The sequence below is a fragment of the Cupriavidus sp. DF5525 genome (genome assembly GCF_040149425.2).
GTDB classification, from domain to species: Bacteria; Pseudomonadota; Gammaproteobacteria; order Burkholderiales; family Burkholderiaceae; genus Cupriavidus; species Cupriavidus pickettii_A.
Genome location: NZ_CP168266.1, coordinates 1406575 through 1427179, shown reverse-complemented (window position 1 = coordinate 1427179; position 20605 = coordinate 1406575). Strand labels below are relative to the sequence as shown.

Here is a 20605-nt window from a genome sequence, read left to right as displayed (position 1 = left end):
TATGCCTGTCAGGCGCCGTGCGGGTCGGTGGATGCCGGTGCTGCCGCGGGGCGGGGCGCGGGCCGCTCCAGCGGGCGCACATGCCAGACCGCGAAGGGCAGCTGCGCCGGGTCCAGCCGGATGCGCTGGTGCTTGCCGCGCAGCTCGAAGTGCGCGCCGCGCATCAGCTCCTGCACCGCCACCCGGGCATGGTCGGGCAGGCCCCATTCCCACAGCGGCAGTTCGATATCGGCCTCGTGCGCGTGGCGCGGGTCCAGGTTGATTGCCACCAGCAGCACGTCGTCGCCGAACAGGTAGTCCGTGCCCGGCACGAAACGCGCGAACCACAGCACCGCATCACTGCCGGCGTGGTAGAAGCGCAGGCCGTTGTTCTGCAGCGCCGGGTGGCTGTTGCGGATCTCATTGAGGCGCGAGATCTCGGCGACGATATTGCCGGGCTGGTGCCAGTCGCGCGCGCGCAGCTGGTATTTCTCGGAATCGAGGTATTCCTCGCGCACCTTGCCGTCCAGCACGAAGGGTGCGCTCTCGCACAGCTCGAAGCCGCTGTACATGCCCCACAGCCCCGACAGCATGGTGGCCAGCGCCGCGCGGATCAGGAACGCGGGGCGGCCGCCGTGGTGCAGGAAGTAAGGGTTGATGTCGGGCGTGTTGACGAAGAAGTGCGGGTGGAAGAAGTCGCGCAGCGGGCCCTGGGTCAGTTCGTTCAGGTACTCGGTCAGCTCCCACTTGGTGTTGCGCCAGGTGAAGTAGGTGTACGACTGGCTGAAGCCGAGCTTGGCCAGGCGCGCCATCATCTTGGGCCGGGTGAAGGCCTCGGCCAGGAAGATGGTGTCGGGGTGGTGCGCGCGGATGTCGGCGATCATCCATTCCCAGAAAGGCAGCGGCTTGGTGTGCGGGTTGTCCACGCGGAAGATGCGCACGCCATGGTCGGCCCAGAACATCACCACGTCGCGCAGCGCCTGCCACAGCGCGGCGCCGGCGGGCGGCGCGGCGTAGAAGTCGACATTGACGATGTCCTCGTACTTCTTGGGCGGGTTCTCGGCGTAGCGCAGCGAGCCGTCGGGGCGGTGCGCGAACCATTCCGGGTGGTCGCGCAGCCACGGATGGTCGGGCGAACACTGGATCGCGAAGTCCAGCGCCAGCTCCAGGCCATTGGCTGCCGCTGCATCGAGCAGGCGGCGGAAGTCGTCCAATGTGCCCAGCTCGGGATGCAGCGCGTCGTGGCCGCCTTCCTCGCCGCCGATGGCGTAGGGGCTGCCAGGATCCCCCGGTTGCGCACGCAGGCTGTTGTTGCGGCCCTTGCGGTGGGTGCGGCCGATCGGGTGGATCGGCGTGAAGTAGAGCACGTCGAAACCCATCGCGCGGATCGCGGGGAGTCGCCCGATCACGTCGTCGAAGGTGCCGTGGCGCTGCTCGTCGTTGCTTTGCGAGCGCGGGAACAGCTCATACCAGCTGGCGTAGCGTGCGGCAAGGCGGTCGGCCTCAACCGGCATGGCCACCGGGTGGCGCGAGACGAACTGGCGCCCGGCGGGCGTGGCCATCACCGCGTGCACGGCGGCGGCGGTGCGCCGCGACAGCAGTATCTCCAGGCGGCGTTCGTCGTCGCCGGCGGCTTCGGTCAGTTCATCGACGATGGCGGATAGTTCGCTGTCCGCGGGGGACTTCCCGGCGTTCTTCCTGCCATTGCCTTTCTTGCCATTCTTGCCGGCGGGCCGCAGCAGCATATCGGCCACCAGCCGCGCGCCTTCTTCGATCTCCAGCGCCACGTTGAGGCCGGCCGCGCGCTTCTTGCTGATTTCGTCGAGCCAGCTGGCGTAGGCGTCGCGCCAGGCTTCGACGGTGAATTCATGCCGGCCCAGCGCCACCAGCGGGAAGCTGCCTTCCCACCGGTCGTTGATCACGGGGTGCAGCGGCGCCTCGTGCCAATCGGACTCGCCGGGCGCACGCCACAGCACCGCCGCGGCGAGTTTGTCGTGGCCATCCATCCAGATATCGGCGCTGACCGTGACGCGCTCGCCGACGACGCGCCGCACCGCGAAGCGGCCGTCGTCGCAGGCGGGTTCGACGCGTTCGATGGCGATGCGCGGCGCTTCCATCGCCGCCACCACGCTGCCCAGGCCGGTGGCCGTCAGCGTTTCATGCCCGTGCGGCTCGCGCGCATCGCGGCGCGGCACGCCGGGGCGCGTCAGCGGCACCGGTGGCACTTCATAGAGGCGGATATCGGCTGGCGCGAGCGTGATGCTGGCGAGCGCATCGAGCCGGCTGGTGGCGTCGAGCGTGCCGCCCGGGCCGCCCGGCGAGGCTTCAAGGTGCGCGCTGGGATGCGGCAGCGCGCTCAGCACGCGGTCGGCGCCGAGCGTGCCGGGTGCCATCGGGTCCGGGTTGAGCACCACGGCCAGTGCCGCGGCGCCATTGGGCAAGCCCGGTGCGGTCTTGCCGTTGCCGGCACCCGGCATGCCGCAGGCGCCATTGGGTGCCGGCAGCCGGGCGAGTACCGTCAGCGGCGCGTCGGGGCCGCTCAGCAGCCGCACCGACAAGGCTGGCGCGGGGTTGCGGGCGGCCAGCCAGGTATTGGCTTCCAGCAGTTCGTGCGTGATGTCGTAGGGGGCGCCATCGTGCGCAGCCCCGTCGGGCGCCAGCGGATCGCGCGCGAGCGCACCGCCGGTTTCGAATCCCGCCGGCACCAGGATGCCGTCGCCGATGGCGGCGGCGGTCCATAGCGCACGCCGCGCGCTGAGCGCATCCTGGCGGGACGGCGTCAGCGCCGGCGCGGCCAGTACCCGGCCAAAGCGGCGCAGGCGCGCGATTTCCTCGGTCAACCACGTGCTGCGGAAATCCCACCACGGCAGCGAGCAGAAGGCGGCGTCGAAGCCGGCCGGTGCCAACTCATCCAGCTGGGCGGGGTTGAGCCCGGGCGTCCAGGCCAGGAAGCGCGGCGTACCGCGCGCCTGTTCCGGCCCGGCGTCGTCGCGCAGCGTCGCGGTCAGCGCGGCCCACCATCTGCCAGGCACGCGCGCCGGTGCGCGGCAGCAGAATCCCGCCGCACCCGCCGCCCACGCCATGCGCAGTTGCGCCGCCCACCACTGCACCAGCGCCTCGGCCACTTGCGGGTCGTGCCAGCGCAGACGCGCGCCGGGGATGTGGTTGTCGGTTTCGTGGGGGGCGAAGGCGGGCGCGCTGGTGTCGATCCAGCGCGGGTCGGCGGCACTGTCCGCGCCGTCGGAGGTGAAGCGATCCAGTGAGAGATCGAGCAACGGCGCCAGCCCATGCCGGGTGCACGCCGCGAGAGCGTCTTCGCCGGGTAGGCGCGGCCAGCCGCCGATCAGGACGTGGTCGAAGCCCAGCGCCGCCACGCGTTGCAGCGCGTGTTCATCGGCGTCGGGCGTTCCGGTCAGGTCGATCTGGCAGATCCGCACAAAGTCCTCCCGGGGTTTCGCTCCGCTGGAGCAACAATGCCCCGCCCGGCGCCTTGTGGCCAGCCGGCGGGATGGCACAGCCATGCGAAGTGCGTGCCAGCACGCCCGGGTTTGCCTCAGTCAGTGTCGACGCAAGACGGTTCAAGGGCAAGCCCTGGATCGAGTCATGTGCGCGATGCGCAACCGCTTGTAAAAAATGCCCGCGCCATTCTTGCCGATGGAAAGAACGCGCAAGCAGATTGACGCGCGGCGGCAGGGGGCGCACTGTCCGGTACGCTTCTTGCCCTTGTTCGTCGGAAGGTGCCAACGCAACCCACGGGCGCCGGCGTCAAGGCGGGTCGAAGCGAACCGATCAACACGGCATGGAGCGCATGCGCATGGACTGGTGGCTGGAGGCAACACAATGGCCGGCGATGGTGGTGACGGTGATCGCCACATGGCTGGTCGGATCGCGCTCGATCGCGCGGCGGCGCGCTGGTTTCTGGGTGTTCCTGGCGAGCAATGTGCTGTGGATTGCCTGGGGCTGGCATGGCAATGCGTACGCGCTGATCGTGCTGCAGCTGGCGCTGATCGCCATGAACCTGCGCGGCATGCGCGAGGCGCGCAAGGCGTGGGTGGCGGCCTCGCACCGCGCGTTTTCCGCAACTGGTGCCAGGCGGGACGGGCACCTATCCTAGTCTGACCCTGGCGTGCGGGGCGCGCGGCAAGGACCGGTAACAAGGGACAACCGCCGGCGGGCAGCCGGCCCTGATCGATGACTTCACGGGTCCGGCCACGGACCAGGGCAGGTGTGCCATGGCGAAGAAAAAGGTCCTGTTGCTCAATGCGCTGATCGCGGCCTCGCGCGAGGGCGAGCACGGTTGCCGCCGCGCGGCCATGGCCGCCGCCAATCCGCACCTGAAATCGCTCTTTACCAGCCGCGCCAATGCGTTTGCGCTGGCCGCGCAGGAGCTCCAGGCCTGCCTGCTGGACCTGGGGCAACAGCCGGAGGCTGTGGCCGTGCCGGCCGCTTCCGCAGCGTCGGCGGGGATCGGCAAGCGCAACTCGGATCGCGCCCTGCTGCAGGCCATCAGCAAGGGCGAGCACGCGGTGCAGCGCCGCTATGCGCGTGCGCTGCGCGCGCATGTGCTGGGCGCGCGCCTGCGCGCGGTGGTGCGGCGCCAGTACCGGGGCATGCAGGTCAGCCATGAGCTGTTCCGGGTGCTGCACGAACGATACCGCTCGCCGCGCACCACGCCTTGACGCGGGGCGCCCGCATTTCTTACAAAGATTCGAACGAATTGCACGCGCAGCGGGGTGGGATCCCAGCAGGGCATTGAACTTGCGGGATGGCCTCATCGCTTCCATGCCTTGCGCACCGACACCCGCGCGTGGGCGCGCGCCTGCGCCGGTGCCGCTACAGCAGCGCCCCGCGCCCCGCGCCGCGATGGCGTCCATCTTGCATGCCAACGGGCTACCAGCGTGTATGGAGACACAGTCATGCCCGAGCAGCCGCCCAAGCCGCAGCGCCACCCTGGCGACGCCACCGACGTCCGCAAGGGCCAGGTGACCATCCCGCTGCCGCGCGAGACCTTCCGCCAGCGCTTCCTCGCGCGCTTTACGGACCCGGCCTACCGGCAGGAGGATGCGACGCTGGACCGGCTCGAGCGCATCGGGGGACGCGTACGAGCAGGGCCGCAAGGCGCCGCGCAAGCACAGGGCCGGGCTATGCCGATCCCGCCTATGTATCGGCTATTACCAGCCTTACGCCCACCAGCCATGCCGAGCTGGACCGGGACAGCGGCGTACAGGGCGAAGTGGACAACGTGGCGCGGGCGCTGGCGTGCGCGGTGCGGCAGTTGCGCGCGGACGAACTGCGCAAGCCCGACCGCGGCCTGGTTCCGCCACGGTAGAAGTAATGCCAACTGCAGGGGAGACAGCAATGGACCGCAGGGACGAGCGACGAGACCACTGGCGCGACGAACCGTGGCATGAGAGTGCGGTGCCGGAAACCGACATGCGCAGCCACTACGTGGGGCCTTATGGGGTGTATGACTACGACAAGCCGGTGGATCCGGGCGAGTTCGACGCGGCCCGCGGCGCGCGGCGGCGGTGGCCGCGCGAGATGCCGCCGGAGCACCGCCGCGCGCCGCAGGGCGGGGCCGACCCATACCGGCAGTTCACCGGCTACAACGAGCGCATGGGCCTGTACCACGGCGGCCCGCAGCGCGCGCGGCCGGTCGGCCCGCGCAACTACCAGCGCCCGGACGAACGCATCCTGGAAGACCTGTGCGAGCAACTGACATGCAGCGCGCGGCTTGACCTGAACGACGTGGAGGTGAAGGTCGAGCAGGGCGTGGTGACGCTGCAGGGCAGCGTGCCGGATCGTCAGCAGAAGTACCGGATCGAGGATATCGCCGATGAAGTGTTCGGCGTGAAGGAAGTGGCCAACCACCTGCGCGTGCCACGGACCGGCACGCCGGTGTACTGAGCGAACGCACCCATGCAAGATCCATCGACCGGACCGGGCGACGCCGGCGGGGTGCAAGGCACGACGCAGGCCGATGCCGCGTTGCAGGCCACGTTGTGCGAGCGCTTGTGGGACGCAGGCCTGGACGTGAGCGAGGTATCTCTGCGCGTGGCGCAGGGCCGCGTGACGCTTGCAGGCGCCATCGGCACTGCGGCCGACCGCGCTGCGGTCGAAGCCTGCGTGCGCGGGTGCGCCGGGGTGGGCGAGATCGTCAACCACATCCACATCGCGCCGGACCGCACCGGCGGTTGATTGGCCAATGCGGGACGGCTGCAGGCGGCGCAGCGATATGACTATCCGGCTTCTGAGGGCAGGCGTTAGCCCGGTACGGCGGTTAGCCCGGTATGGCGCGCGGATCGCGCCCGAAGCTGTTGCGCGAACGGATCTGGCCGTCGCGGCCGTGGACCAGCAGTTCGACGTGTTCGCGCCGTGCTGCGGTCGTGCCGGCCGCGATCGCCTCTTCCTGGGTGGCATGGTGCGATTCCGCATAGCGGGCGCCTTCATGGATCACATCCCAGCCATCCTGGTGCGGCACGACGTGTAGGTTGGAGCCCATTTGCCGTCTCCTCGACTGTTAGTGCCTTTATTGTGGCCTATGTACCGGCGCTGTCTATCCGGCGGCGTCTGACAAGCTGGCAAGGGCAGCAAGCCCCACTTTATGACGGAAATTACTGGTTATTTGCCGGGCCTTTTGTAAGCTCCTCTTGTAAGCTGACTCGGACCGTAATAAGAGGAGCGGACCATGCGAGCGAGATTTGCCAGGGGACTGACCCAGTCGCCGGTGACCGTAGTGGCCCGGGCGTTCGACGGAGAAGCGGTGCAAGCCCCCCAGATTGGCGACCTGGTGACCGTTTATAGCCAGGACCAGGACACCGAATTCAATATCCGCCTGTGCGAGGCGGTCGAGCCTGGCCGCTGGCGCGGCGTGGTCTACGCCATCGGCCGCGGCCAGGATGTGCTGGTCACGGCCGAAGGGCTGGAGATCGACGATGTGGTCGAGGTGATGCGCGAGGAAATCGCCTCCGTCATCCCCTGCGGCCGTTCCCACTGAAAGTCGCGCCCCACGGGGGCGCGGACATCCCGCTTCTGAAGGCACCCGCGGCGCGGCTCAGGCCCGCGGCGCGGGGAGCCTTGGCACGCCCAGCCACATCGCCAGTCCGCTGGCCAGCAGCAGTGCGGCCAGCAGGTACAGCGCGTTGTCGAGACTGCCGGTCTGGGTCTTGATCTGGCCGATCACCCACGGACTGACGATGCCGCTGGTGATGCCGATGCTGCTGATAAAGGCGATGCCAGCAGCTGCGCCCGCGCCCGGCAGGTAGCTGGGCGGCAGCGACCAGAACACCGGCAGCGCGGCAAAGATCAGCACCGCGGCCACCGACAGGATCGCCAGCATCGCAGCCAGGCTGGACGGGTGCAGCGTCAGCGCGGCCAGCGCCAGCGCGCCGCCGGCCGTGCACAGCAGGAAGTGTCGATGGCGCTCGCCGGTGCGGTCCGAGTGGCGCGCGATCAGAATCAGGCCGACCGCGCCCACGGCATTGGGCACCACCGAATACAGGCTCACCGACATCACGTCGGTAATGCCGAAGTCCCGGATCATCAGCGGCATCCAGAAGCTCAGCGCGAGCGAGCCGCAGGTCAGCGAGAAATAGATAAAGGCGAACAGGTACACGCGCGGGTTGCGCAGCACCTGGCGCAACGCGTGCAGCGAATGGCCGCCGGCATGCGACTCGCTGGCGGTGGCGCGCGCCAGGTGCGCGCGTTCGCTGTCGCTGAGCCAGCTCGCTTGCTGCGGGCCATCTACCAGGCAGCGCGCCGCCACCAGCCCGAGCAGCACCGCGGGCGCGCCTTCGATCGCGAACATCCACTTCCAGCCCTGCAGGCCGAGCACGCCGGCCATGTCGCGCATGATCCAGCCCGACACCAGCCCGCCCAGCACGCCCGCCACCGCCACGCCGGCAAAGAAGATCGCCATCACCGCGGCACGGCGCCGCGCCGGGAACCAGTAGGTCAGGTAGAGCACGATGCCGGGGAAGAAGCCGGCCTCGAACACGCCCAGCAGGAAGCGCAGCGTGTAGAACTGCGTGGGCGTGGACACCGCCATCATCGCCACCGAGGCAATGCCCCACAGCACCATGATGCGGGTGAAGGTGCGCCGCGCGCCGAAGCGCGCCAGCAGCATGTTGCTGGGCACTTCGCACAGCACGTAGCCAACATAGAACACGGCGGCGCCCAGCCCGTACATGGCGTCGCTGAAGCCAAGATCCTGCTTCATCTGCAGCTGGGCGAAGCCGATGTTGATCCGGTCCAGGAACGACACTACGTAGCAGACGAACAGGAATGGGATGATGCGCAGCCAGACCTTGCGGTAGAGCGCGTCTTCATCGTGCGCGGCCAGTGTGGCGGGGGGCGATAGGGTGGATAGGGACGAAAGATCCCCTGAGACCGGATGGCTCATGAACGTTGTCTCCGTACGGTGATGGCTGCGGCGGCGGGCAGCCGTGGGGTTCCGCCAGCGGGCGGCGTCTGGCGCGCGTTGGCCCGGGTTGGTGCGAGGAAAAGAGCGGGGCGTGCGCGGCATGGCCGCGCCCGCGGCAGGTCAGGCGGGGGCGGTGGCCGGCATGTCGGCCACGCCTTCGCGCGCGGCCTGCAGCGCGGCCATCAGCACGTCGTGGTCGCCGATATGGTTGGCCAGCAGCAGGATCAATTGAGCGTTGGCGGCCTGGCTCTGTGCTTCGTCGAGGTCGCGGTGCATCTCGATCAGTGCTTCGTAGAAGTCGTCAGGACGCGCGAGGTTGGGCTGGGTGTTGAGGATGTTGGGCATGGTTGTCTCCGCTGTACTTCTGTCCGACGCGTCTCAGGCGGCCATCTGGCCCGGCGCCGCCCGCAGCCCGGCGCCGGTGGCGCGTGCCAGCGCGGCGCGGAGCGCGGCAGGGTCGGCGCGGCGCCAGCGTGCGCACACGTGCTGGTCCGGACGGACCAGGTAGCAGGTGCCCGGCGTGGCGCCGTAGCGGGCGGCGGCCAGGCCCTGGTCGTCGCGTAGCACGGTGGCGTTGGAGCAGGTCATCACTGGCTGCGCGGCATCGGTGATGTAGACCAGCCGCAGCGGCACGCCGGATTGCTTCAGCGCGGCCAGGTCGGCGAGGATGCCGGCATCGATCGCTTCGGGGTTGCCGAACAGCAGCACGGTAAAGTCCTCGCCCAGGTGCGACAACAGCCAGCCCTGGCCTTGCATACCGGACACCGGGGCATCACAACAGACAGCGCCGGGCACCATGTTGCCGCTGTAGCCTTCGGCATCGTCACCCGTATTCAGCGGCGAGCCACGCAGTACTGCGGGCACCGACAGCCGGCCGCTGTTGACCAGCCCGCGCGCAAACGCATGGCGCTTGGACAGCGTCAGCACGGCATCGCGGAACACACGGCTCACTGCGCTCTTGGGCGTGATGAAATCCGTGGCGCGGGTGGAGTTGAGGATGTTCTCGTCGGCGGCGTATTCGCGCTCGTTGGCATAGGTGTCCAGCAAGGTGTCGGCGGCATGGCCCTGCAGCACATAGGCCAGCTTCCACGCCAGGTTTTCGGCATCCTGCACGCCGCTGTTGGCGCCGCGCGCGCCGAACGGCGACACGCCATGCGCCGAATCGCCGGCGAAGAGGATATTGCCGTGGCGGAAGCTGTCCATGCGCAGGCACGAGAAGGTGTACACGCTGACCCACTCCAGTTCGAACTTCACGTCCTTGCCCAGCAGCGCCTGCACGCGCGGGATCACGCGTTCCGGTGTCTTCTCCAGCACGGGGTCGGCATCCCAGCCAAGCTGGAAGTCGATGCGCCAGACGTTGTCGGGCTGGCGGTGCAGCAGCACCGACTGGTTGGGGTGGAAGGGCGGGTCGAACCAGAACCAGCGCTCGGTGGGGAAGTCCGCTTCCATCTTCACGTCGGCGATCAGGAAGCGGTCGCGGAAGGTGCGACCCTTGCTGTCCAGTCCGAGGAGCTTGCGCATCGGGCTGCGCGAGCCGTCGGCGGCGACCACGTAGCGCGCGGCCAGCGGATAGCAGCCTTCGGGCGTTTCGATGGTCAGTACCACATTGGCGTCCGGCGTGCCTGGCTGGCGTTGTTCCAGCCCCACCACCTTGTTGTGCCAGCGGATCTCGATATTGGGCAGCGCCTGCGCGCGCTCCAGCAGGAAGCCTTCGACGTAGTACTGCTGCAGGTTGATAAACGCCGGGCGGCGGTGGCCGCTCTCGGGCAGCAGGTCGAAGCTGTACACCTGCTGGTCGCGCAGGAACACCTTGCCGACGTTCCAGCTCACGCCCTTGTCGACCATGCGATCGCCGCAGCCCAGCCGGTCGAAGATATCCAGCGTGCGCTTGGCAAAGCAGATCGCGCGCGAGCCGGTGGACAGCGTGCAGTCGTCATCGACCAGCACCACGCGCACGCCGCGCTGCGCCAGGTCGATGGCGGTGGCCAGGCCGATCGGCCCGGCGCCCACCACCACCACCGGGTGGATGGCCGGGTCGGCCCCTGCCGATTGTTCCGCGCAGGGCTGGTACTCGAACGACAGCCGCTGGTAGTCGATGCTGCTCATGCTTGTGTCTCCATCCACGTCTTTGTTTCTTTGTGTCCTGCTGTGGCTCAGTCCTGCAGCGCGGCCCACATTTCCTTGTCGCGCTGGGCGGTCCAGATGCGCGGGTGGCGAATGCCGCTGGCCTCGTCGTAGGCGCGCGAGACGTCAAAGGGCAGGCAGTGCTCGTAGATAAAGACGTGGCCGAACTTGGGATCCATCGCGCGGCGGGTGTGCGCCATCGCGGCCTTCAGGTCGAGCTTCTCGACCACGGCCTCCTTGCCGGACTGGAACAGCGTGGTGACGAAGTCCTTGGTATAGGCGATGCCCTTCTTCACTTCCTCCGGCGAGGTCAGCGCGGGGCCGCGGCCGGGCACCAGCTTTTCCGGGTTGAGCGCCTGCAGTGCGTCCAGCGTGGCCGGCCAGTCTTCCAACTGAGCGTCGCCGCAATAGCAGGCGGCGTCGTACTCGACCAGGTCGCCGGAGAACAGCACCTTCTGCTGCGGCAGCCAGACCACGGTGTCGCCCTTGGTGTGGCCCGAGCCCAGGTGGGCGATGCGCACTTCCAGCTTGCCCAGGAACAGCGTGATTTCCTTCTCGAATACCAGCGTCGGCCAGGTCAGGCCGGGTACGGTCTCGACGCCGGCGAACAGGCGCGGGAAGCGTTCGATCTCGGACTTCATGTCGGCTTCGCCGCGCTCGACGATCATTTCCCAGGTGCCGCGGCTGGCGATGATCTGCTGCGCGCCTTCGGCGAAGTAGGCCGACGCGCCCAGCACGCGCACCGCGTGGTAGTGCGACAGCACCACGTACTTGATCGGCTTGTCGGTGATGGTGCGGATGCGGGCGATCAGATCCTGCGCCATCGCCGGGGTGGCGGTGGTGTCGACGATCAGCACGCCGTCGTCGCCGATGATCACGCCCGAGTTGGGATCGCCTTCGGCGGTGTAGGCCCAGGCGTTCTCGGACAGCTGGGTAAAGGTGATCTGCTTTTCTTCCAGGTCGGCCTGGGATGCGAATGCCTTGGACATGGCGTCTTTCCTCTGTGTGGGGCGGCGAGACGGCGCACGGGCATGCGGTGATGCGCAGCGGGGCCGCGCGGGCTGTCTCGCCCCGTTTCTATGGATGTGTCACGACTGGTGCGACGGGGTAGTGCAATCTTAGGAAACCTTCGAAAATTAATCAATAGCGAAATGATTAGCCTATGGAAAATATTTGGCATGTGCAGAAACCGGCATGGAAGGGCACGTGACCGGCGCGGGTAAACCCCCCGGGCAAGCGCTCGCCAGAGGCGTTCGATTAATATCCGGGTTTTCCTATCACACAGGATGGCAATGGCCAGGCGCAAGGCGGGGGACGAAGGTACGCAGGCAGCCGACAAGGCGCAGCGAGGCATCCAGAGCGTGGAGGTGGGCGGGCGCCTGCTGGCCGCGCTGGCCGCCGCGCGCACGCCGATGCCGCTGGCCGCGCTGGCCGACGCCGCGCAGCTGGCGCCGGCGCAGGCGCATGCCTACCTGGTCAGCCTGACGCGGCTGGGCCTGATCAAGCGCGACCACCTGTCAGGCCGCTACGAGCCCGGGCCGCTGTCGCTGCAGCTGGGCCTGCTGCACCTGGAGCAGGACCCGGCCTACCGCGCGGCGCTGCCGCGGGTGGATGCGCTGGCGCAGGCGTCCGGCTTCAGCGTGGCGATCAGCATTGCCGGCCCGCAGGGGCCGACCATCGTGCGCTATGTGCCGGCCAGCGCGCCGCTGCATGTGAACCTGCACGTGGGCACGGTGATGGCGCTGGCTGCCACCGCCACCGGGCGCGTGTTCTGCGCCTTCCAGCCGCCGCCGCAATGGCAGCCGCTGTGGCGCGTGCAGCGGCCGGGCGCGACGGAGGCCGAGCTGGCCAGCTTCAGCGCAGTGCTGCAGGCCATCCGCGAGCGCGGCATCGAGCGCAGCATCGATACCCCCAGCCCCGCCGTCAGCAGCCTCAGCGTGCCGGTGCTGGACGCTGCCGGCGCGCTGCGACTGGTGCTGACCCTGGTCGGCTCGACCGGCGCCATCGACGTGGGCTGGCGCGGCGCGGCCGCGCAGGCGCTGCAGGCGGCGGCCGCGGACATCGGCGCCGCGCTGCGGCAGGAACAGGGACGTCCGGCATGACGCGTGCGAAAGATCCGATTGCAGTAGCCCCGCAAACATCCGACGCGGAGACCGAAGGCGGCAAGCCCCAACGCGGCATCCAGTCGCTCGACAGCACCGGGCAACTGCTGTCCGCGCTGGTCGCGGCGGGCCGTCCGCTGGCACTGCGCGACCTGGCGCTGGCGGCAGGCATGCCCGCGGCCAAGGCCTTCCCACACCTGGTGAGCCTGCAGAAGACCGGCCTGCTGGCGCGCGACAGTGCGGGCAACTACCTGTGCGGCCCGCTAGGTCTGGAACTGGGCCTGATCGCGCTGCAGCGGCTGTCGCCCACGCGCGAGGCCGAGCCGGAAGTGATCGAGCTGGCCGGCGCCACCGGCCTGAGCGTGGCGATGGCGGTGCTGGGGCCTCTGGGGCCGACCGTGGTCCGGCTGGAGGAGTCGGCACGCCCGCAGCATGTGAGCCTGCGCGTGGGCACGGTGCTGTCGCTGGTCCATACCGCGATCGGCCGCACGGTGGCGGCCTGCCTGCCGGAGAACGTGCTGGCGGGCCTGCTGGAATCCGACCACCTGCGCATGGCTGGCGCGGCGGCCACGGAAGGGCTCGCAGCCGGCGGCAAGCTGGCCCGGGACTATGTCGAACGGCTGGCGCGCGTGCGTGCCGCGCAGGTCGACAATGCGCTCAGCCACCCGGTGCCCGGCATCGACACGCTGGCTGCGCCGGTGTTCGACCATACCGGCAGCCTGGCGCTGGTGATCGCCGTGATGGGCTCGAGCGGCAGCTTCGACAGCAGCACCGAAGGCGCCACCGCCGCGCTGGTGCGGCAGGCGGCGCGGCGGCTGTCGTGGCGTTTCGGGGCGCTGAAGGCCCAGTGAAGCCGGCTTAGTTATCGAGCCGGATATTGGCGCCCTTGACGATGGCGTCCCATTTCTCGTACTGCGCGCGGATATAGCTGCCGAACTGCGCCGGCGTGGCCGGGAACGGTACCGTGCCCTGGCTTGCCAGCTTTGCCACCATTTCCGGCTGCTTCAGCGCGGCCACGATCTCGCCATTGAGGCGGTCGATCACCGCCTTGGGGGTGCCGGCCGGCGCGGCTACGCCGAACCAGGCGGTCAGCTCGTAGTTGGGCACGCCGGCCGCGGCCAGTGTGGGCACGCCGGGAAGCTGGTCGGAAGGCTTCTGCGTGGTGACCGCCAGCGCGCGCACGCGGTTGTCGCGGATATACGGCAGCGCGGTCGAGACGCTGTCGAACATCATGGTGATGCGCCCGCCGATCAGGTCGGTCATCGACGCTGCGCTGCCCTTGTAGGGGATGTGCGTGATGTTGACCCCAACCAGGTGCGTGAACAGCTCACCGGCCAGGTGTGACGACGAGCCGTTGCCAAACGAGCCATAGGTCAGCTTGCCCGGCTCCTTGCGCGCCAGCGCCAGCAGCTCCTGTACATTGCGCGCAGGCACGCTCGGGTGCACCACCAGCACGTTCGGCAGGTAGGCGACCGAGGCCACCGGGGCGAAGTCTTTCAGCGGGTCGTAGCCGGGCTTGTCATACAGGCTCTTGTTGACCGCCAGCGAACCGAAGGTGCCGAACAGCAGCGTGTAGCCGTCAGCCGGCGCGCGCGCCACGGCGATGGCCGCCAGGTTGCCGCCGGCGCCAGGCCGATTGTCGATCACGACCGGCTGGTGCAGGCGCACCGACAGCGCATTGCCAATCTCGCGCGCGAGCAGGTCGGTGGCGCCGCCCGGCGGGAACGGCACCACCAGCCGCACCGGCTTGTCCGGATAGTCCGCCAGCGCGGTCCCCGCCGCGGTGGCGGCGAACGCCAACAGCAGCCCCGTGGCTGCGCGCCTGATCCCAACCTTCCAACCCTGCATCGCTGTCTCCTTTCTGTGTCTTGTGCGATGGAACGGCTGTCAGTGTGTCGCAGCGCGAGCGGCCGCGGGTTTGGCATTGGCGAAGGTGGGGTTTGGCGCGTGGGACGCGTCACTCCGGATGCTGCAGCCGGGCAATGGTGCCGAACAGCGTTTCCAGCTCCACCGGCTTGACCAGGTGCGCGTCAAAGCCTGCCTTTTCGGTTTGCTTCCGGTCGGCCGGCTGGCCAAAGCCGGTCAGCGCCACGAAGCGGGTATGCTCGGTCCCGGCCGCGCCGCGCATGGCGCGCACCACCTCGAAGCCGTCCATGCCCGGCATGGCCAGGTCGATCAGCGCGATTTGCGGGCGGCAGCGCCTCGCCACGTGCAGCGCCTCGGCGCCGTCGTAGGCGATGGTCACTTCGTGGCCGCACATCTCCAGCAGCATGGCCAGGCTGTCGGCGGCGTCGCGGTTGTCGTCGACCAGCAGGATGCGTTGCGCCTGCAGCGCCTGCGCGGCGGGTTGGGACGGCTGCGGCGCAGAGCTGTCATGTTGGGCCGGCAGCGGCAGGCGCAGCGTGAAGGTGCTGCCCAGCCCCGGGCCGGCACTGCTGGCGGCAATGGTGCCACCGTGCAGCTCGACCAGCGAGCGGCACAGCGACAGGCCGATGCCCAGCCCGCCCTGCGTGTCTGTGCCCGGCCGGCTTTCCTGTACGAACAGGTTGAAGATGTCTTCGAGCGCCTCCGGTGCGATACCGCGGCCCTGGTCGATCACCTGCACCAGCAGCGTCCGCTTTTGCATGGTGGTGACGATCGCAATCGACGATCCCGGCGGCGAGAACTTCGATGCGTTGAGCACCAGGTTCTGCATCACCTGCACCAGCCGGGTCGTGTCGGCGTTCATCGGGATGGCGCTGGCATGAGTCTGCACATCCACTCGCTGCGACTTGGCTTCCAGCGCCGGCAGCGCGGCCTCGATGCCGAGCGCGACGATCTCGTTGAATTCGACCGGCTCGGTGCGCAGCTCGATCCGCCCGGAGGTGATGCGGCCGATATCGAGCAGGTCGTCGACCAGTCGGCTCAGGTGGCCCACCTGCCGTTCGATCAGGCGCAGGCTCTTGTCGGCGACCGAGTCGTCGTCGGGGGCCAGGCGCATTGCGCCCAGCGCGCTACGCACCGGCGCCAGCGGGTTGCGCAACTCGTGCGAGAGCGTGGCGAGGAACTCGTTCATGCGCTGGCTGGAGCGCTCCAGCTCCTCGCGGCGACGGCGCTCGCTCATGTCGCGCGTGACCTTGGCAAAGCCGCGCAGCGAGCGCGATTCGTCGTAGACGGCGGTCAGCGTGACATTGGCCCAGAACAGCGAACCGTCCTTGCGCACGCGCCAGCCCTCGTCTTCCATGCGCCCGCCGCGCCGGGCCCGTTCCAGGTGCCGGGCCGGCTTGCCGGCGGCGACGTCCTCGGGCGGGTAGAACAATGAGAAATGGCGGCCGATGATCTCGTCGCGGCGGTAGCCCTTGATGTACGACGCGCCGGCGTTCCAGCTGATGACATGGCCGCCGGGGTCGAGCATGAAGATCGCGTAGTCCTTCACGCCTTCGACCAGCAGGCGCAGCGTCTCTTCGCTCTGGCGCAGCGCCTCGGCATTGCGGCGCTGCTCGGTCATGTCGCGCGTGACCTTGCCGAAGCCGATCAGGCGGCCGTCGGCGTCCCTCAACGCGGTGATCACCACGTTGGCCCAGAAGCGGGTGCCGTCCTTGCGCACGCGCCAGCCTTCGTCCTCGAAGCGGCCCATTTCCGCGGCGGCCTTCAGTTCGGCCTGGGGCCAGCGCCGCGCGATCGCGTCCGGCGTGTAGAACTGCGAGAAGTGCTTGCCCAGGATCTCTTTGCGGGTGTAGCCCTTGATGCGTGCCGCGCCCTTGTTCCAGCTGGACACGTGGCCGTCGACGTCGAGCGTGAAGATGGCGTAGTCCTGGATGGATTCCACCAGGGTCCGATAGGACGCATCGGCGGACAGATCCGGTTGCGCATTGTGCGGCGCGTCGGCCGGGATCTCCGCCGACACCGAGCCGGTGGCTTGACCCCGGGCGGTTCCGGCAAGGTCCTGCGGGTCGGCGGGGGCTTTTTTCATGGCATGTCCTGAACGGCGTTTTCCCGACATGTGTTCGCGGGAGGGCGCCCGGTGCGCGATCCTCGTCGTGCTGCAAGCATACGCCAGCCGAAACCCGGCAGGGCTAGCGCTGCGCCCTGGTGACTGCAGTGACGCAGCATGATTCGCGCCAGGTGTCCCCGGCGTTTGCCGCGCGGGGCGGGATTCGCGGCCTCCGCGCAAAGTCGGACGATTCCGAATGGAGATTGGGAATGTACAGATTGTTCCGAATTCCTCCGTCCGCAAGAATGCGTCACAGGTTTTTTACGCTGTCAATATTTGTCACGGAATGATGCATCCGATCCCGCACCCTGTCAGAAACATGTCATTTATCCGCCCTCCGGGCGCTTGCAAGAGGCGCCAATGACCCAGCTCCGCGAACGCCCCCTGCTGCGCAAGCGCCAGTCGCTGTACCTGCTCGGCGACCCCGTTAGCGCGCTGTACGCGATCCGTGTCGGTACGGTGAAGACGCATGTCACGACCGAGGACGGGCGCACCCAGGTGGTCGGCTTCCACTTCCCCGGCGATATGGTGGGCATGGATAGCCTGGCCCGTCCGCAATACGCGTCTTATGCAACAGCGCTGGAAGACACCAAGTTGTGCCGGATCCCGGTGGCGGTGCTGCGCGCCGCTACCGCGCACACGCCCGCCCTGGGCAACCAGCTGTTCCTGGTGCTCGACCGCCAGGCGCAGCGTGCGCGGGCGCTGCAGACCATGCTGGCACTGATGACGGCCGAGGAGCGGCTGGTGACCTTCCTGCTGTGGCTGGCCGACGGCTTCGCGGCGCGGGGCTTCTCGTCGACGGCGTTCCTGCTGCGCATGAGCCGGGAGGAGATCGGCAGTTATATCGGGCTGACGCTCGAGACCGTCAGCCGCCAGTTCTCTCGGCTGGCTGACGGCGGGCTGGTGCGGGTGCGCCACCGCAGCGTCGAGCTGCTCGACAAGCACGCGTTGCGGGCCATCGCCGAGCGCCCGACGATCTCGGCGCGTACGCTTGCGCCGGGGCACGGGGCCGCCGCCCTGCCATCGGGGCCCGTCGCGTGTGCCGGCAACGGATCGCGCCTCGAATGACGGCGCCGGTCAGCCAGAGCGGGGCGATGGGTATCGCCATGGAGCCCGGGCCAGGCGCCAGCGGGATCGTCAGCGAAATCAAGGCGCTGAACCTGTCCTACCTGATGCTGGTGCAGCGGCTGATGCGCGAGAACGAGGCCGAAGCCCTGTTCCGGCTCGGTCTCGGGCGGGAGATGGGCTGCGCGCTGGCGGCGCTGACGCCGGCGCAGATGGTGGCGCTGGCGCGCTCGAACCTGGTGCTGTGCCGCTTCCGGCTGGATGACAGCCGGCTGCTGGCGGGCCTGACCGGGACCGGATCGCCGCACGCCCTGCAGAACATGCATGCGGCGATCGTGACGACGTCGCAAGACAGCGGCGATCACGCATGACGCCGCTGCCGTCGGCAGGCGTGCTGGTCAACATCGGAACATCGCCCGGCAGGCCGGGCACAGGACTCGACTTCGGAGGGCTATATGACGGGCAATGCGATCACCCATGTCGGGATGAACCTGCATGCAGCCTTGGCGGGCCGGTGCGGGCGCGGAGGCGCCTTCATGCCCGCGGCGATCCGTACGGAAATCGTCGGCCCGCTGCAGGCCGAGGACATCGTGCAGGCGCTGTGCGGCGAGGGCGACGCCCACGCCCACGGCTGCGCCGACGCCGCGCTGGCAGTGCTGGCCACGGCCAGGCGCCTGCCCGCGCGTACCGTGGTGTCGAAGGGGCAGGGCCAGCCGGCGTTGCTGGAGTTCTACGTCGACGCGGACGTGCCCACCTGCTGCGAACTCGACGGTGCGCTGCAGCGGGCCATCGCCAGCCACTACAGCAGCGTGCTGCCGCCGGGGCTGGCGGCCTCGGTGCGGCCGCTGGCCGCTTATGCCGCTTCTGCGCAGGAAACCGTCAGCGGCGGCGAGCCGTATGCGGCCGAGCACTTTCGCGCGTGCGCGCAGCAGTTGCTGCGGCTCGGCGGAGAGATGAACCAGCGGTTGTCGGCCGTGTGCGCCTACCTGTCGGCACTGCATGACGCGCTGGAAACGGCCGAACGGCTTGGCTACCTCGACCAGAGCCTGCTGGGACCGGGCCAGGAGTCCTTGTCGTGGCGGCTGCGCCGGCACCGCAGCGTGGAAGGGCGCGCACTGGCGCAAGCGCTGGAAGCGCTGTCGCGCGGCGCCGATGACGCGCTGCACGGGTTCGGCACGCGCTACAGCTTCGAGCGGGCCAGCTACCAGTTCGAGCAGATGCAGCGCTTCCACGACCAGGTCGCGCGCTTACGCGGCGACAGCCGGCCCGGGCCGGTCGGCAGCGCTGCCGGTCCGCGCGCCGCGCGCTGAGGGCAGGCGCGGCGCGGCGGCGGCCTCAGATCCCCGCCATGCAGGTGTACTTGATGACCAGGTAGTCGTCGATGCCGTAGTGCGAGCCCTCGCGCCCCACGCCCGATTGCTTGACGCCGCCGAACGGCGCCACCTCGGTGGAGATCAGCCCGGTGTTCACGCCGACGATGCCGTATTCCAGCCGTTCGGACACGCGCCAGACACGGCCCAGGTCGCGCGCGTAGAAATAGCTGGCCAGGCCGAACTCGGTATCGTTGGCCATGGCCACGACCTCGTCCTCGGTGTCGAAGCGGAACAGCGGCGCCAGCGGACCGAAGGTTTCCTCGCGCGCCACCAGCATGCCGGGGGCCACGTCCGCCAGCACGGTGGGCTGGAAGAACGAATGGCCGAGCGCGTGGCGTTGCCCGCCCTGCAGCACGCGCGCGCCCTTGCCGATGGCATCGGCAATATGCTCCTCCACCTTGGCCACGGCCTTGTCGTCGATCAGCGGGCCGATGCGCACGCCGTCCTCCATGCCGTTGCCGACCTTGAGCGCCGCCACTGCGGCCACAAGCTTCTGCGCGAAGGCCTCGTACACGCCGGACTGCACGTAGATGCGGTTGGCGCAGACGCAGGTCTGGCCGGCGTTGCGGTACTTCGAAACGATCGCGCCTTCCACGGCGGCGTCGAGATCGGCATCGTCGAACACGATGAAGGGCGCGTTGCCGCCCAGCTCCATCGACACCTTCTTGATCGTCGACGCGGTCTGCGTCATCAGCACGCGGCCGACCTCGGTCGAGCCGGTAAAGGTCAGCTTGCGCACCAGCGGGTTGCTGCTCATCTCGCCGCCGATGGCGCCGGCCGAACCGGTCACCACCGACAGCACGCCGGCCGGAATGCCGGCGCGCTCGGCCAGCGCCACCAGCGCCAGCGCGGACAGCGGCGTCTGCGAGGCGGGCTTGAGCACCATGGTGCAGCCCACCGCCAGCGCGGGGCCCGCCTTGCGCGTGATCATCGCCGCGGGGAAGTTCCAGGGCGTGATGGCCGCGCACACGCCCACCGGCTCCTTGGTAACGACGATGCGCTGGCTGTTGACCGGTGCGGGGATGGTGTCGCCGTAGACGCGCTTGCCTTCCTCGGCAAACCATTCGATGAACGAGGCCGCGTAGGCGATCTCGCCGCGCGCCTCGGCGATGGGCTTGCCCTGTTCCGCCGTCATGATGCGCGCCAGGTCTTCCTGGTTGGCCATGATCAGCTCGAACCATTTGCGCAGCAGCGCCGAGCGTTCCTTGGCGGTGCGCGCGCGCCAGGCCGGCTGCGCGCGGTTGGCGGCCTCGATGGCCTGGCGGGTTTCTTCCGCGCCCAGTTGCGGCACCTGGCCCACGCGCTCGCCGGTGGCGGGGTTGGTCACGTCGATGCGGCGCTCGCCATCGATCCAGCGGCCGTCGATATAGCACTGCTGCCGCAGCAGTGAAGCATCTGTGAGGTTCAGCATGGTCGTCTCGGTGGATCCCCGGTGCGTATGCCCGGTGTCTCGGTGAAAAGGTGTGAAGAGGATTGTAGTCCTCCTGTGCGTTGTAGTTCTTTCTGCGACCCGCGTGTAAAACCTCAGGGCCGGCCACGCGCCGGCACGCATGTGAGCTTGCCGCGC

Annotated in this window: 19 protein-coding genes; 10 read left to right on the top strand and 9 right to left on the bottom strand. The window is 68.9% G+C overall.

Translation table 11 applies throughout. The features are described from left to right. Window positions 1-8: 8 nt before the first annotated feature. Window positions 9-3416, bottom strand: coding sequence for an alpha-1,4-glucan--maltose-1-phosphate maltosyltransferase (locus ABNX08_RS27820; RefSeq protein ID WP_022538925.1), 3408 nt, complete (start codon window positions 3414-3416; stop codon window positions 9-11). Window positions 3417-3778: 362 nt separating this feature from the next. Here ABNX08_RS27820 and ABNX08_RS27815 point away from each other — a divergent pair, with 362 nt between their 5' ends. The 4 genes from ABNX08_RS27815 to ABNX08_RS27800 all read left to right on the top strand — a co-directional run bounded on the left by ABNX08_RS27815 (window position 3779) and on the right by ABNX08_RS27800 (window position 6177). Then, window positions 3779-4093 carry a hypothetical protein gene (locus tag ABNX08_RS27815; protein ID WP_022538924.1) on the top strand — a complete coding sequence of 105 codons (315 nt, stop codon included), beginning with the start codon at window positions 3779-3781 and terminating at the stop codon, window positions 4091-4093. A gap of 118 nt (window positions 4094-4211) precedes the next feature. Then, window positions 4212-4658: a PA2169 family four-helix-bundle protein gene (locus ABNX08_RS27810; protein WP_022538923.1), complete on the top strand. Its 447-nt coding sequence runs from the start codon at window positions 4212-4214 to the stop codon at window positions 4656-4658. 679 nt (window positions 4659-5337) lie between these two features. Continuing rightward, window positions 5338-5886: a BON domain-containing protein gene (locus ABNX08_RS27805; RefSeq protein ID WP_022538921.1), complete on the top strand. Its 549-nt coding sequence runs from the start codon at window positions 5338-5340 to the stop codon at window positions 5884-5886. Between the two features lie 12 nt (window positions 5887-5898). Further along, window positions 5899-6177 (top strand): BON domain-containing protein, encoded by a 279-nt coding sequence (locus ABNX08_RS27800; RefSeq protein WP_022538920.1) that lies wholly within the window; start codon window positions 5899-5901, stop codon window positions 6175-6177. Between the two features lie 82 nt (window positions 6178-6259). Here the strand turns inward: ABNX08_RS27800 and ABNX08_RS27795 are convergent, their stop codons facing one another. Then, complete coding sequence (locus ABNX08_RS27795) at window positions 6260-6481, bottom strand: DUF2188 domain-containing protein (RefSeq protein ID WP_022538919.1); 222 nt, start codon at window positions 6479-6481, stop codon at window positions 6260-6262. Between the two features lie 186 nt (window positions 6482-6667). Between ABNX08_RS27795 and ABNX08_RS27790 the strand changes: the two genes are divergently transcribed. Beyond that, the gene (locus ABNX08_RS27790) at window positions 6668-6976 is read left to right on the top strand and encodes a hypothetical protein (RefSeq protein ID WP_022538918.1); all 309 of its coding nucleotides are present in this window, start codon (window positions 6668-6670) and stop codon (window positions 6974-6976) included. Between the two features lie 57 nt (window positions 6977-7033). Here the strand turns inward: ABNX08_RS27790 and ABNX08_RS27785 are convergent, their stop codons facing one another. From ABNX08_RS27785 to ABNX08_RS27770, 4 genes are all read right to left on the bottom strand, one after another. Further along, a complete protein-coding gene (locus tag ABNX08_RS27785; RefSeq protein WP_022538917.1) occupies window positions 7034-8380 on the bottom strand; it encodes an MFS transporter in 1347 nt (448 codons plus the stop codon). A 141-nt stretch (window positions 8381-8521) separates the two neighbouring features. Then, window positions 8522-8746, bottom strand: coding sequence for a DUF2783 domain-containing protein (locus ABNX08_RS27780; protein ID WP_022538916.1), 225 nt, complete (start codon window positions 8744-8746; stop codon window positions 8522-8524). Between the two features lie 33 nt (window positions 8747-8779). Beyond that, on the bottom strand, window positions 8780-10507 hold the full coding sequence (locus tag ABNX08_RS27775) for an FAD-dependent oxidoreductase (protein ID WP_041681810.1): 1728 nt from the start codon (window positions 10505-10507) through the stop codon (window positions 8780-8782). Between the two features lie 47 nt (window positions 10508-10554). Then, window positions 10555-11514 (bottom strand): MBL fold metallo-hydrolase, encoded by a 960-nt coding sequence (locus ABNX08_RS27770; RefSeq protein ID WP_022538914.1) that lies wholly within the window; start codon window positions 11512-11514, stop codon window positions 10555-10557. A gap of 303 nt (window positions 11515-11817) precedes the next feature. On the opposite strand from ABNX08_RS27770, the gene ABNX08_RS27765 reads away from it, so the two are divergent. Next, on the top strand, window positions 11818-12627 hold the full coding sequence (locus tag ABNX08_RS27765) for a helix-turn-helix domain-containing protein (protein WP_041682125.1): 810 nt from the start codon (window positions 11818-11820) through the stop codon (window positions 12625-12627). Continuing rightward, window positions 12624-13478: an IclR family transcriptional regulator gene (locus tag ABNX08_RS27760; RefSeq protein WP_022538912.1), complete on the top strand. Its 855-nt coding sequence runs from the start codon at window positions 12624-12626 to the stop codon at window positions 13476-13478. Before ABNX08_RS27765 ends, ABNX08_RS27760 begins: the two co-directional genes overlap by 4 nt. Before the next feature lie 7 nt (window positions 13479-13485). On the opposite strand, the gene ABNX08_RS27755 is transcribed toward ABNX08_RS27760, so the two are convergent. Next, window positions 13486-14475 (bottom strand): tripartite tricarboxylate transporter substrate binding protein, encoded by a 990-nt coding sequence (locus ABNX08_RS27755; RefSeq protein WP_022538911.1) that lies wholly within the window; start codon window positions 14473-14475, stop codon window positions 13486-13488. Window positions 14476-14584: 109 nt separating this feature from the next. Beyond that, window positions 14585-16579 (bottom strand): PAS domain S-box protein, encoded by a 1995-nt coding sequence (locus ABNX08_RS27750; protein ID WP_349607038.1) that lies wholly within the window; start codon window positions 16577-16579, stop codon window positions 14585-14587. A gap of 381 nt (window positions 16580-16960) precedes the next feature. Between ABNX08_RS27750 and ABNX08_RS27745 the strand changes: the two genes are divergently transcribed. The 3 genes from ABNX08_RS27745 (at window position 16961) to ABNX08_RS27735 (ending at window position 18975) form a co-directional block, all read left to right on the top strand. Beyond that, window positions 16961-17668: a helix-turn-helix domain-containing protein gene (locus ABNX08_RS27745; protein ID WP_349607039.1), complete on the top strand. Its 708-nt coding sequence runs from the start codon at window positions 16961-16963 to the stop codon at window positions 17666-17668. 38 nt (window positions 17669-17706) lie between these two features. Further along, window positions 17707-18036, top strand: coding sequence for a flagellar transcriptional regulator FlhD (gene flhD, locus ABNX08_RS27740; RefSeq protein ID WP_041682123.1), 330 nt, complete (start codon window positions 17707-17709; stop codon window positions 18034-18036). Between the two features lie 165 nt (window positions 18037-18201). After that, window positions 18202-18975, top strand: coding sequence for a hypothetical protein (locus tag ABNX08_RS27735; protein ID WP_349607040.1), 774 nt, complete (start codon window positions 18202-18204; stop codon window positions 18973-18975). A 25-nt stretch (window positions 18976-19000) separates the two neighbouring features. Here the strand turns inward: ABNX08_RS27735 and gabD are convergent, their stop codons facing one another. After that, window positions 19001-20449, bottom strand: coding sequence for an NADP-dependent succinate-semialdehyde dehydrogenase (gene gabD / locus ABNX08_RS27730; protein ID WP_022538906.1), 1449 nt, complete (start codon window positions 20447-20449; stop codon window positions 19001-19003). Between the last annotated feature and the right edge of the window lie 156 nt (window positions 20450-20605).